This is a genomic window from Nodosilinea sp. LEGE 07298 (assembly GCF_015207265.1).
Classification (GTDB): Bacteria; Cyanobacteriota; Cyanobacteriia; order Phormidesmidales; family Phormidesmidaceae; genus Nodosilinea.
Genome location: NZ_JADEXE010000206.1, coordinates 1 through 12542 on the forward strand (window position 1 = coordinate 1; position 12542 = coordinate 12542).

Sequence of the window (12542 nt, forward strand, 5' to 3'; positions counted from 1 at the left end):
GGGTTAAATCGGGGGGTAGTGTGTCGCCACACACCAGCGTTACGGCCTGGCGCTGTTTGGCCTGGGGCGGCTGGGGTGGGGCCAGGTACGACTCGGCCCAGCCCAGTTGAATCAGCTGCTGCATGACCCGATAGCTGTGGCCGCGCCGCTGCAAATAGAGCCAGGTGTAGTCGCCAGCGGGCGATCGCTGGAGATCATCTAATAGATCTTTAAGCCCTGTCGCCAGAGGATTGGGCAGGGGCGGGGTGGTGCGATCGCGCCTCAACCGCAATCTTCGCTGCGACTTGGCCAGCAGCCCTGGCGGCAGCGCCGTCTTGAGCACCTGCATGAGCGGCACCTGGTAGTGGTGGGCCACCCGCTGCAGCAGCGCCCAGTAGGAAGGGGCAAAAAATCGCTGTTCGACCACGCCTTCTACCGGGCGAATTTGAGCAGGCACCAGGTTGGCGGGCGGAGTAGTGGAAAGGGAAAGCGCGATCGCCCCGATACTCTGGTGGCGAAAGGGCACCGTTAAAATGTCGCCCACCTGCACCGCTAGGTGAATAGGCACCGCATAGGTATACTCGGCGGGCTGGCCACCATAGTCCACCAAAACATTGACCCACTGGGACTGGACACTGCTCTCACCAAGGCCCACGCTTGCTACACCACGCTATATCACCTATGCCAGTGTACGAGCCCGCGTGAGAGGTTGACGGCTGGTCACCCCGCAGCAATCAGGTTTTCCACAACGTATTTTCTGTGGAAAACTTTTCCACCCTGTGGAAAACCTACCCTCAAGGCCTAACAGAGAAAGTGGAGAGATCTCTGTTAGGCCAACAGCAACTGGCTCTACCGAAAGGAATAGTGATTATCCCTAGACTCTGATCAATGCCTAGGCAAAGTATCCGAGGATAGCAAAAAACCTTTTAAGTTGCTCTTATATTTTCGGTTCATTTTTTGATTTGGCTGTTACACTACGCAAGTTGCCAAAGAAATGTTACATTGCCTGGGAATTCACAAAAATATCCGTATTGTGGACTCACAAAATAAGTCTAAGATCCAACTCCGGGATCAGTCGTTTTGTAAGGGGTTGCCGTCGACAGGGCAACCCGAATATACATGCCCCAAATCTGCATGCTTCGACCTGTAGGTATACAGTTCTATTTACCCCATGACTACTACATATAACTCTGACAGAGACAGTTCTATTGCTTGGCCCGACGAATCCATAGATGGGTTCGACACCGACCTAAATCGGATGGCTGAAAAAGTCTCCGCTGCGGATAGCCAAATCGTCCCTGACCTCACCGCCTGGGACGAAGATCGGGAGGTGCTGGCTAAGTTTTCTCAGTCAGAGGCGATGTCAGAAATGGGGTTGTCGGGCTACAGCAAGACCCTCACTGACGATGCCGTCGGTGCTTTCTTTAAAGAGATGGCCCGCTATCCACTGCTAAAACCTAGCGAAGAAATCGAACTGGCTCGGCAGGTGCGGTTCTTATCTAAGGTCGAAACAGCCAGCGAAAAACTTCAGAAAGAGTTGGGTCGTAAACCCAGCCGACAAGAACTGGTCGAGAAATTGAAGATCAGCGAGACTGAGTTTACCCAAAAGCTGCACGAGGGCCGTACCGCTAAGCGCAGAATGATTCGTTCTAATCTGCGGCTAGTGGTGTCGATCGCGAAGCGCTATTTAAACCGTGGGGTACCTTTTCTAGATCTAATTCAGGAGGGCGCGCTGGGTCTGAACCGCGCCACCGAAAAATTTGATCCTGATAAAGGCTACAAATTTTCGACCTACGCCTACTGGTGGATTCGGCAGGGCATTACCCGCACCATCGCCAACGATGCCCGCACCATTCGCCTGCCGATCCACATTGTGGAAAAGCTAAACAAGCTCAAAAAAGCCCACCGCGATCTGCGCCGCGATTTACAGCGCAACCCTAACGAGCAAGAATTGGCCGATGCCTTAGATGTATCGGTCGATCAGCTCAGAAGTTTACAGCAGGTGCGCAGGCGATCGCTCTCTTTAAACCATCGCGTTGGCAAAGGCGAAGATACCGAACTGATGGAGCTGCTCGAAGACAGCAGCACCCAAACGCCGGAGTCTAAAATCAGCGAAAACATGATGCGCCAGGAAATTACCAGCGTGCTGGGTGAGGTGCTGACCGAACGCGAAAAAGACATTATTACCCTGCGTTACGGCCTCACCACGGGCGAAACCCACACCCTCGAAGAAGTGGGCGGCATCTTTAACCTCTCGCGAGAGCGGGTGCGCCAAATCCAAACCAAGGCCATGCGCAAGCTGCGGCGACCTCAGGTCGCTGCCCGCCTCAAAGGCTGGCTCACCAAGTAGGGGCAAACGGTTGTTTGCCCTCTGGTCGTTACCCTCTGGTCCTTACCCTCCAGTTGTTTGCCTTCTGGTAGCCGATTGTCTCCCCACAAAGTTTCCCTCTAGGATCCCCCCTGCCCCCCTTAATAAGGGGGGTTTTAGTTGGAACCTGCACAGCAACGTTTTGGGGATCAGGCTGCCGCAATCCGATACCTGCCCTGATCAAGCAACCTCTTAGTTATGGATGCCATTCACCTCACCAACATTCGCGCCTACGGCTATACCGGGGCACTGCCCGAAGAAAATGTGTTGGGCCAGTGGTTTCAGGCCGATATCAGTCTGTATTTAGATTTGGCGATGGCCACACAGGGCGATCGCCTTGCTGACACCCACGACTATCGCACCGTGATCAACAGCACCCAGCAGATTATCCGCAAAGCAAAATTTGCGCTGATTGAGCGGCTGGCGGGGGCGATCGCGATCTCAGCTCTAGAGAGCGATTCGCGTTTACAGCGCGTTACCGTCAAAGTAACTAAACTCACCCCGCCTATCCCCGACTACACGGGCCAGGTCGCAGTTGAGATTAGCCGCGATAGAATTCGGTAGGGGCAAACGGTCGTTTTCCCTGAGTTCGTGGGGTAGTTTATCCTGCTGGCGGCAAAGCATTTGGTGGGCAGTGCCCACCCTACGGTGGCTAATGACTTCTACAACAAATTCGCGTCAGCAGCTTAGGGCTGAGCTAGAGCGCATGCCCGACTGGCTGCGTCGCCCGATTGGCAATGCCAGCGAAATTTCGGCGGTGCAGCGCATTGTTAAAGAGCGGCAAATCCACACCATTTGCGAAGAGGGCCGCTGCCCCAACCGGGGTGAATGCTACGCCAACCGCACCGCTACCTTTTTGCTGATGGGGTCGGTATGCACCCGCGCCTGCTCGTTTTGCCAGGTGGAGAAAGGCCATGCGCCCATGACCCTCGACCCCCACGAACCGGAGAAAGTAGCCGAATCCGTTCGTCTATTGGGCCTGCGCTACGTGGTGCTGACATCAGTAGCGCGGGACGATTTGCCCGACCACGGGGCGGGGTGGTTTGTTCGCGTCATGGACACGATCCGAGAGAGCAATCCTGATACTGAAATCGAACTGCTGACCCCAGATTTTTGGGGTGGGCCAACTCGTAAGGCCGGACAAGCGGCGCGGGTTCAAACCGTAGTGGCGGCCAAACCCGCCTGCTACAACCACAACTTAGAAACCGTGCGTCGACTGCAAGACCCCGTGCGGCGCGGGGCCAAGTACGATCGCTCCCTCCGAGTTCTCTCTTTAGTAAAGGAATTCGACCCCTCCATCCCCACGAAGTCGGGGCTGATGGTGGGCCATGGCGAAACTGAGGTCGAGCTGATCGAGGCGATGAAAGATTTGCGCGGGGTGGGGTGCGATCGCATCACCCTGGGCCAATATATGCGCCCCTCGCTCGATCACCGCCCGGTCGATCGCTACTGGACACCGGAAGAATTTGATCAATTGGGGGATATTGCTCGCGAACTCGGCTTTGAGCACGTGCGCTCTGGTCCGCTGGTGCGCAGCTCCTACCACGCTGGGGAAGCGCCGTGAGCGAAACTCACTGGCGACTGATTCCTCTATTAGAAGCGCCCGGTGCAGTGCAGATGGCGATCGACACCTGGCTGCTCGACCAGCACCAGCACCACGGCCACCCGCCCACCCTGCGGTTCTACAACTGGAACCCTGCGGCGATTTCGCTGGGCGTTAGCCAGCGGAGACAGATGCCTAAACACTGGCAAAACCTGAACTGGCAGGGGCAACCGGTGGATCTCGTGCAGCGACCAACCGGCGGGCGCGGCGTGCTGCACCAGGGCGATTTGACCTATGCCCTAATCACGTCTGAGGTCGAAGGCAGCCGGAGTCAAGTCTACCGCTTCCTCTGCAAATTCTTAATTGAGGGTTGGGCAAAACTGGGTGTGTCCCTAGCTTTTGGACAGCCAAGCCGAGACTATGTCCGTGCCTACAACTGCTTTGCCCTAGCCACCAGTGCCGACCTGGTCGACTTTCAGGGTCACAAAGTCATTGGCAGCGCTCAACTGCGACGCGGTGCCTACCTGTTACAGCATGGATCTATAAGTCTCGATTCTGACCCAGAGCTGTGGCGGCAGGTGTTTCAAGCGCCAGGGCCGCCCCCGAACCAGGCTCAGTTAGCGATGCAAAACGGATTAACTCTATCCCAGATAATTGCATCGCTAACCCAGGCCGCCCAAAATTGTTTTGAGGCTCAACTCATTTCCCAGCCGTTGACGCATCAAGAGTGGGGCGAAATCTACGCCCTAGCCCAAAAAAATGGCCCGAAGTGCCAGTGCTCCGAGCCAACTGCCATATCGTCTCGACCTTAGCTCATGGCTGCTGAGCCGCGATCGTATCCAGAGAAATCGTGGGGCATTTTGCCCTGAATGTGGCTTTCGTAGTGGGCCGCGTCTTCTACAGGAATACCGACTTCAGCGGCGAGCCGCACCATCATGCCCTGTTCGCGACGACGACTGCGCTGGTGACGACGAATAAATAGGTTTCGGGCCAAATCAGGAATACTGGTAGCCTGGGGCGTGCTGGTAGACACAGTTTCAGCCGCTACACCTGAAGCCGCCAGACTAGCCGCAACAGCTGGTATTTCTATCGGAGCAGCATGAGCCACAGGAGCCATAATACCGGCACGGTAGGGCACGCCGCGCCAGGCCAAATTGGCTGCGGGCTGAGCAGGCAGTTCGGTTATGGCGCTGAAGACCATGGGTACCCCGCGATAGTGCCCTGTATCGGTAGTTTGGCTCAGTTTGTGAGCAGGGTTAGGCGTAGCGTCGTAGCTAATACCGCGATAGGTGAGTTTCATAATGTCGCCTCCTAGAAGCGATGCGTAGTGAGGCGCGTTCCTTCGGGAGTGTCCCTACTTCCGTCTCCTTGCCAGGGTGCCTGAGGGGCTTGCACCTAAACGGGCAGAGAGATGAACGATTTATCTTATATCTGTATAGTACGCTACGTTTTCACGGAAATATAAGCCTTTGACAATTCTATACAGAGAGTTAAACCCCAGCCACAGCCCATGAAAGTTGTTCATGCCAGCCATGACAGAAAGCTTTTGTACTTTTTGCTACAGAAATTTATTCTGGTGTTGTGGGTAAAAAGCCCCTCAACACAACAGGAGATCTCGTTATGAATTCCAGCTATTGGCCGATCCACAATTCTAGCCGTACACCCAGCCTAGTCACCCAACTCGGAGGCTTCTGGACCAACGTACTGGCCCGCCTAGACGCCACCACAGAACCTCGGGTTTGGAAAGCCACCGATGTCTCTGGCAAAACCCTGTGGAATGCCTACGACCCCATCACTCAACTCGCCATTGACCACGCCTCGGCTGACGAACTGCGCACCTGGCTCGAAGAGCTGCACTACCGCAATTAGGGGTCCGAGGTTTACGGTGCAAGGTGTAAGGTTCATGGCAGCTCTTCGTACCCTAAACCTTGAACCTTTTCCCCCTACAACTGCACATTTATTTAATGGGCAAGCTTTAGGTCTCTAACTATAGTCATAGCAACGTTGCGCTATCCCTTCAGGGACAGCTACAGCTCGTCAGCCATTTCGCTTCAAAGGGCTTGCTATGACTTCGGTATTGATTCAAGGTGGTCGCATTGTCACGGCGGTAGACGACTACGTAGGTGACATTCTGATTCAGGATGGCCGCATTGAGGCCATTGGTCGCCAGCTGACGGTAGAGAATGCCGATCGCCACGATGCCACCGGGCTGCTCGTATTGCCCGGCGGCATTGATGCCCATGTGCACATGGAAACCCCCATGGGCAACGATGTCTACACCTGCGACACGTTTGAAACAGGCACCCGGTCGGCAGCCTTTGGCGGTACCACCACTATCATTGACTTTGCACAACAGTTCCACAACGACAGCCCTAAGGCCGCGCTGGATAAGCGCTTGGCAGCGGCAGAGCCCCAGTGCTGTGTCGACTACGCCTTCCACGTCATTCTCACCGACGTTAATCCTGGCTCTCTGGCAGAGCTGCCCGATTTAATTAACAACGACGGGGTTTCTAGCTTTAAGCTCTACATGGCCTACCCCGGCGTGCTGATGGTTGACGACGCGGCCATTTTCAAAACGATGCGACGCACGGGTGATCACGGCGGCATGGTCAACCTCCACGCTGAAAACGGGGTGGTGATCCAGGCGCTGATCGAAGAAGCGCTGGAGCAGGGCAACACCTCGCCCAAGTACCACCAGCTCACCCGGCCTAGCCTGATGGAAGGGGAAGCGGCCCACCGGGTGATTCGGATTGCGGAGCTGGCGGAGGTGCCGGTATACATTGTGCACCTGTCGGCGAAAGAGGCCCTAGAGGCGGTGGTGGAAGCGCGCGATCGCGGTATCCACGCCTTTGCTGAAACCTGCCCCCACTATTTATTCTTAGATGAATCGGAGTACGACGCCCCCGGCTTTGAAGCGGCCAAATATGTGATGACGCCGCCCCTGAGAGATCATAATTGTCAACATGCCCTGTGGCGCGGCCTGCGGTTCGACGATTTGCAGCTAGTTGCCACCGATCACTGCCCCTTCTGCATGAATGAGAACCCCCTGGGCATTCTCAAGTCGAAGCAGTTTGGCCGCGACAATTTCAACCGCATCCCCAACGGTGCGCCCGGTGTGGAACTGCGCCTAACCCTGCTCTACGACGGCGGGGTAAGGGCGGGGCGTATCAACCTCAATCGGTTTGTGCAGCTGACCGCCACCGCTCCGGCCAAAATGTTTGGCCTGTTTCCGCGCAAGGGCACGATCGCCGTCGGCAGCGACGCCGACCTGGTGCTGTTTGACCCCAACGAAACCCACACTCTTAGCGCCAGCACTCACCACTCGCTAGTGGATTATTCGCTGTTTGAGGGGCGCGAGGTGACGGGCAAAGTCAAAAAGGTGTTTCTGCGCGGCCAGTGCATTGTCGATGGGGATGACTGGCTGGGGCGATCGGGCATGGGTGAATATCTGCCACGGGGGGCATCGGGGCGAGTGCTATAGGCCCTGAGTTGGTTTTAATGGCGACTCCTGCCTGTATAGCCTGGCTGTAGGGGTATTGCAGTAGAACACCTTAATTACCGTAGGGTGCGTCATCGCTAGGCGTGACGCACCAAGCTCACACCTGGCGGTGCGTTGGGCTTTGCCACAACACACCCTACAGCTACTGACAGCAGCATTAGTCTGCTAAAAAGACCATCGCCCCGATAATTACCGACAAGGCAATGATCGAGGCGATGGGGTTTGGGCTTGTGAAGCGCTATCCAGGGTAAGTTAGGCTGTCTGCGACTGGGGAGCAGGAGATTGAGCGATCGCGCTTTGTCGGCGCGATTTGCGAAACTGCTGCGAGAGATCTTCCATGACGTCATCCAGTCCTCTGTTTTTGCCTGTCACTTTGGCGGAGTTGTAGGCCAGCCGGGCTGCGGCATAGGCTTCGCTACCGGCCAGCATTTGGGTATCTTCCAGCAGTTCTTTGAAGTGGTTTACAGCCTGCAAAATAGGGTTCAGCGCTTCGAAGAGAGCCAGATCGCGGCAGGCTTCTTCGACATCGAGGTGGCGCGGCATCATATCGATGTGCTGGGCGGCCATGTCTAGAGCGCGAGTGGTAAATGTTTGGGATTTGAGGCCCATCTTGGTCATTTGACGCCGCTCTTGGGGGGTTAAACCGACCAGGAAAGCAAGCTGCTCACGGACTGCTTTGAGCTGATCCAGAATTTCTAAAACCTCTTGGGTAGATAGTGTAGCCGTTACAGTTTGATTGTTAATTTTAGATTTTCACATAGGGAATGATGCATCCCTTGATGCACTTTTCAATTAATCCTCTATGAAAGCTTCGGCTAGCTTCTGTAAATATACGGGAGTTGATATGTATCAAGCTATCAATAGGCAAAATGTCGTAGTTGCTTGGAGTCAAGCCCTTCGGATTCGCTCCAGAACACCGCCGATTCTGTATTTTTCTCCATCGATTCTGTTTAGAGCAGCGTCGATTCTGTATTTTTCTCCATCGATTCTGTTTGAAGTAGCGTCGATTCTGTATTTTTCTCTGTTGATTCTGTTTTGAGCACCGTCGATTCTATATTTTTCTCCGTCGATTCTGTTTGGGGCACTGTTGATTCTATATTTTTCTCCGTTAACGCAGTGCGAACGGGAATCGATGGCCCTTTGAATAGAATTAAGGTTTCTGGCGACCCTGTCGCTCTGCCTTAGGGCTTCTTGGTCTTGGCTCTACGGCGATCGATAACGAAACGTCTCTGTATACTCATCAAAACGTAGCGGCTATACCACTTTGGTAGCTATCGTGCTAACGACTGAGTTCAGCGGCGGTGAGTAACTTCGTAACTTCTGATACCCTACCGACAATCTTGCCTCCGCTGCTGCAACGATTTGTTAGCCCTTGGCTTGACGCTCATTTAGCCATCTTTGGAATGATTTCTGACTTTCCGCTGATGATTGCCCAAGGATTATGTTCTTGACACTGACATCTTCGTCAAGTTGATTCCAATGGATTCCGTCTCCACTACCAATTAGCCGCCAGCTATTTCTCTCTTCCACTGAACCATGCAAGAGGCGTGGATACCATGCCAATGGGACAGCAATAGTACGCCCGTCAGACAGATCAACAGACAAAGTGTCATCTGTGATCTCGATGGTCTGTATCTTGGGTATTTCGAGTAGGTCAACCGTTAAAGAAGTCATTCCAACCCTCTACTAATTGTTCTTGGTGTTCTTCAACCAACTTTTGGATACGATTTATCTCTGTGCGGTTAAAACCTTTGTTATTTTGAATACGGACTGGGCTAAGCCAGAGAGACTCTGTTCGGTCGGTGTGCAACGGGGTTGTTCGACCGCTTTATGTACAACTAAGCAGACAGACCACCATCAACAACTAATTCCTGACCAACAACATAAGATGATTCCGCCGAAGAAAGCCAAATAATTGCTGTGGCAATTTCTCCCGGTTCTGCACATCGACCAATTGGAATGGACTCAGCAAGCCCGTCCTTTGCTTCTTGCTGTTCTTGTAGTGTTAAGTTTGCCCAACGGCGCTCTCGACGAGGAGTTAAGACTAAACCAGGACAAACTGAATTGATTCGGACACCCTGACGAATATATTCCAATGCAGCAGAACGAGTCAGCCCAATCACACCATGTTTACTTGCACTGTAAATTGAACCTGTTGGAGTACCGCTTAGACCATTAATCGAAGCAACATTCACGATTGTCCCCCCGCCCTGCTGCAACATCTGTTTAATCTGTAATTTCATACATAGCCATACTGCCCTAAGATTGACATTTAGTGTGTTCTCTACGTCTGACTCAGATAATTCAGCTGTAGGAGCAGGAATAACCTCTGCCGCCGCATTGTTGACCGCATGATCCAACCGCCCGTAGTGCTTGACTGTTTCCGAAATCAGAGCTTCGATGTCTGTCGTTTTTGCCACATCTGCTTGCAAGTACAGCGCGTCTCCACCTGCTTGAGTTATCTCAGCTTGTAACGCCTTGCCTTGATCAACTCCACGAGCAGCAATGACAACCCGCGCACCACGAGCAGCAAATTCAAGCACCGTAGCACGACCGATCCCCAAGCTTCCGCCTGTTACCAGTGCAACTTGACCCTCAAAGGTTGACATAAGCGTTAGAACGAGATTGATTCAACTAAATCTTAGCGATTTTGGAAAAAATGCAACAATACGGCTGTTTTCTGTTTTAGCCAAACAAATTGAGACACTGCTCCGACGACTAAAACGAAGCGGTCGAACGATCCCGTTCACCCGCCGCAGATAACCTCTTGGACTCAATGCAGCGACTTAATGCAGTCGGTGTGCGACGGGATTGTTATGCCGTCTTGCCTGATGCATTACTTATTGAACGCTCTAATCCATATCTCATCATGGCTGGAACAATGATTTTATGCACTGGTCTAACCGGAACAAAATAAGCTTGACCCAACCAATTATTGAACTTGACCACAGTTGAAACAACAACCCAGCATCTTTTCTCCTTACGCTCCAATTGGATCGAAACTCGGTAATCTAGATGCTTATCATCTTCGCCGATCATAATCTCTTCGTTCTGCCTACGATCAAGTATCTCAAATGTGCCAACTGCTGTTCCCGGTTGAAGTTCTTCCTGACTATTGGATGGAACTGCATCAATCGATGTCTTTAAACCAAACGGGCGAACAATTACATTGCGGAGTTCCAATAACTGCGCGACCCACTGCGGCATTGTCAAGAAGATTGCTCGTGTCACTGAATCTATGTTTTGAGGTTGATCTTCTGGAAGTTGACATTTAAACGCATCAGCAAAGTCGAGGCGTGGTAGCGATCGCATGGCTAGACTGGTGCTGGGAACGTCGATTTCTTGGACAACGATTTTTTCCATTTGTTCGCCTCCTCAACCTGGAAGATTGCTTCAACGATACTCTCCAAATTACCATCCCAACCCTGAATCCAAGCAGATTAACTTTGAGTACTGCCCGATAGCGTCTCAACTGCGTGACCGCTCAAGACTTGCGCATAACAAGTTATTGGACTGATCTAATCTGCCTATAACCCTACTATGGAGTAAATATGCAGATAATCTGCTGCATAATCGCCCCTTGGAGGTAGATGGACGGCAAATAATCTGCATAATAGCCTTCTCAAAAGTAAATAGGCAGACCTATCCTGCCTAAAACTAGCCGCTAGAGCATCGTGCCAACCTATACGGTTGACGGAGAGCGTCTGTATCAGTACTCTTTTACGTTAAGCCGTTCAGCAGAGCGGTGCTTTCGCAGAACTCGAAAATCTTGGCGCTGTCTGAAGGTGTGCTACCACCAACAGACAGCTGACCCCGCAAATCTCCGAAGCAGATTGCGAGGCTAGGCTCATGGTACCCTAGCCCCCTCAGTTTGCACTTTGACTGCGGGTGGCTGGGGTTTTCGCGTTCTGTTTCTTCCGTACCCACTACAAGGAAACAGAACCGATGTTTGAATATCTAGAGCCAGAAGCCAACGACAATCAAGAAAGCAACCCAGTGGCCGGTTCCCTACCGCTGCCGCCATCTGGCGCAAACAACAGAGCGAGCCAGCCCCTCAACCCCGAAAAAGTGCGCCACATGCTCTTTGGCAGTTTGGCAGGCATAGATCGCACCATCAAAATCCTCCACGCCCTCGGCTATGCCGACCCCAACGACTGGAGCGAACCCATGCCGACCGAAAAACCCGGCCAGTGGATGGTGATTTTGACCAAAACGCTGTTGATTGCATAGCGCTGCTAGGCCCAAGTCCAACTTTGGAAGTTCTTGTAGGTCGGGTGGAACGAGTAAAGCTCAACAGCAGCCAGTCTTGCGGGGTTCTGCTAATACGCCACCCGGCCTACAAGCCTAGCCTTGGCTAGGGCGATCGGGTTTCGACTTCGCTCAACCCTCGACCTCGTAGGCTGAGCGATCGGGTTTCGACTTCGCTCAACTCTCGACCTCGTAAGCTGGGCGATCGGGTTTCGACTTCGCTCAACCCTCGACCCCGCAGGTTGAGCGATCGGGTTTCGACTTCGCTCAACCCTCGACCTTGCAGGCTAAGCGATTGGGTTTCGACTTCGCTCAACCCTCGACCTTGCAGGCTGAGCGATCGCGTTTCGACTTCGCTCAACCCTCGACCTTGCAGGCTGAGTGATCGGGTTTCGACTTCGCTCAACCCTCGACCTTGCAGGTTGAGCGGAGTCGAAACCGGAACCAACACTTAACTATTCGGCCACTCACCATTTGGCCATTCTTCCTGAGCTTCGTCTTTCGTGTTGGTGTGGCGATCGCGGGTTTGGCGCTCAAAGGTCATGTGAATATTGCGGTTCTGCTCCCCGTCGGCAGCCACCGCCATAATCGGGTACTCAATGGTGCCATCCTGGAAAGAGGTCTGGAATCGGAAAGTACCATCTTCACTCAGCTGAATTGGCGTACCCCCAACCGTCACCGTAGCATCGGGTTCGGTCGCGCCGTAAACGATCAGCTCAGCATCGGCCACCAGCCAAAACTTGCGGGGACGAATCGGCGGCATGGAGGCCGAGAAACCTGCCCCAGACATGGTTAGCCCCGCCACACCCGACATAGTTAACCCAGAAATACCCGACATGCTGAGGCCAGGGAACTCAGCCATCGGCCCAGGGAAGCCCGATAGGGTAAAGCCCGATACCCCAGAC

14 protein-coding genes, 2 pseudogenes and 1 riboswitch are annotated in these 12542 nt (G+C 53.4%); of the genes and pseudogenes, 7 read left to right on the forward strand and 9 right to left on the reverse strand.

Annotated elements, in window-relative coordinates; all coding sequences use genetic code 11:
- Positions 1-634, reverse strand: a pseudogene (locus IQ273_RS22935) (primosomal protein N'); the annotation flags it as partial.
- A 603-nt stretch (positions 635-1237) separates the two neighbouring features.
- Here IQ273_RS22935 and IQ273_RS22940 point away from each other — a divergent pair.
- From IQ273_RS22940 to IQ273_RS22955, 4 genes are all read left to right on the forward strand, one after another.
- Entirely contained in the window at positions 1238-2329 is a 1092-nt protein-coding gene (locus IQ273_RS22940) for an RNA polymerase sigma factor, RpoD/SigA family (protein WP_397198488.1), read from the forward strand.
- 216 nt (positions 2330-2545) lie between these two features.
- The gene (gene folB, locus IQ273_RS22945; protein ID WP_194025482.1) at positions 2546-2911 is read left to right on the forward strand and encodes a dihydroneopterin aldolase; all 366 of its coding nucleotides are present in this window, start codon (positions 2546-2548) and stop codon (positions 2909-2911) included.
- Positions 2912-3002: 91 nt separating this feature from the next.
- Positions 3003-3911 carry a lipoyl synthase gene (lipA, locus tag IQ273_RS22950; protein ID WP_194025483.1) on the forward strand — a complete coding sequence of 303 codons (909 nt, stop codon included), beginning with the start codon at positions 3003-3005 and terminating at the stop codon, positions 3909-3911.
- Positions 3912-3964: 53 nt separating this feature from the next.
- Positions 3965-4702: a biotin/lipoate A/B protein ligase family protein gene (locus IQ273_RS22955; protein WP_194025494.1), complete on the forward strand. Its 738-nt coding sequence runs from the start codon at positions 3965-3967 to the stop codon at positions 4700-4702.
- On the opposite strand, the gene IQ273_RS22960 is transcribed toward IQ273_RS22955, so the two are convergent.
- Complete coding sequence (locus IQ273_RS22960) at positions 4699-5190, reverse strand: DUF4278 domain-containing protein (protein WP_194025484.1); 492 nt, start codon at positions 5188-5190, stop codon at positions 4699-4701. The genes IQ273_RS22955 and IQ273_RS22960 overlap by 4 nt on opposite strands.
- A gap of 31 nt (positions 5191-5221) precedes the next feature.
- Positions 5222-5310, reverse strand: a riboswitch (Glutamine riboswitch).
- A gap of 200 nt (positions 5311-5510) precedes the next feature.
- Between IQ273_RS22960 and IQ273_RS22965 the strand changes: the two genes are divergently transcribed.
- Both IQ273_RS22965 and hydA read left to right on the forward strand, forming a co-directional pair.
- Entirely contained in the window at positions 5511-5759 is a 249-nt protein-coding gene (locus IQ273_RS22965) for a hypothetical protein (RefSeq protein WP_194025485.1), read from the forward strand.
- Between the two features lie 196 nt (positions 5760-5955).
- Positions 5956-7371 carry a dihydropyrimidinase gene (gene hydA / locus IQ273_RS22970; RefSeq protein ID WP_194025486.1) on the forward strand — a complete coding sequence of 472 codons (1416 nt, stop codon included), beginning with the start codon at positions 5956-5958 and terminating at the stop codon, positions 7369-7371.
- Between the two features lie 270 nt (positions 7372-7641).
- Here hydA and IQ273_RS22975 read toward each other — a convergent pair whose 3' ends face one another.
- From IQ273_RS22975 to IQ273_RS22995, 5 genes are all read right to left on the reverse strand, one after another.
- Positions 7642-8007 (reverse strand): hypothetical protein, encoded by a 366-nt coding sequence (locus IQ273_RS22975; RefSeq protein WP_194025487.1) that lies wholly within the window; start codon positions 8005-8007, stop codon positions 7642-7644.
- A 747-nt stretch (positions 8008-8754) separates the two neighbouring features.
- Positions 8755-9063, reverse strand: coding sequence for a DUF2442 domain-containing protein (locus IQ273_RS22980; RefSeq protein WP_194025488.1), 309 nt, complete (start codon positions 9061-9063; stop codon positions 8755-8757).
- Complete coding sequence (locus IQ273_RS35960; RefSeq protein ID WP_194025489.1) at positions 9044-9199, reverse strand: DUF4160 domain-containing protein; 156 nt, start codon at positions 9197-9199, stop codon at positions 9044-9046. Before IQ273_RS35960 ends, IQ273_RS22980 begins: the two co-directional genes overlap by 20 nt.
- 28 nt (positions 9200-9227) lie before the next feature.
- Positions 9228-9998 (reverse strand): SDR family NAD(P)-dependent oxidoreductase, encoded by a 771-nt coding sequence (locus tag IQ273_RS22990; RefSeq protein ID WP_194025490.1) that lies wholly within the window; start codon positions 9996-9998, stop codon positions 9228-9230.
- Between the two features lie 205 nt (positions 9999-10203).
- Complete coding sequence (locus IQ273_RS22995; RefSeq protein WP_194025491.1) at positions 10204-10752, reverse strand: DUF2867 domain-containing protein; 549 nt, start codon at positions 10750-10752, stop codon at positions 10204-10206.
- A gap of 582 nt (positions 10753-11334) precedes the next feature.
- Here IQ273_RS22995 and IQ273_RS23000 point away from each other — a divergent pair.
- Complete coding sequence (locus IQ273_RS23000) at positions 11335-11619, forward strand: hypothetical protein (RefSeq protein WP_194025492.1); 285 nt, start codon at positions 11335-11337, stop codon at positions 11617-11619.
- Between the two features lie 124 nt (positions 11620-11743).
- Here IQ273_RS23000 and IQ273_RS23005 read toward each other — a convergent pair whose 3' ends face one another.
- Both IQ273_RS23005 and IQ273_RS23010 read right to left on the reverse strand, forming a co-directional pair.
- Entirely contained in the window at positions 11744-12088 is a 345-nt protein-coding gene (locus IQ273_RS23005; protein WP_194025493.1) for a hypothetical protein, read from the reverse strand.
- A pseudogene (locus IQ273_RS23010) lies at positions 12089-12542 on the reverse strand (Rho termination protein); the annotation flags it as partial. It lies immediately after the preceding gene.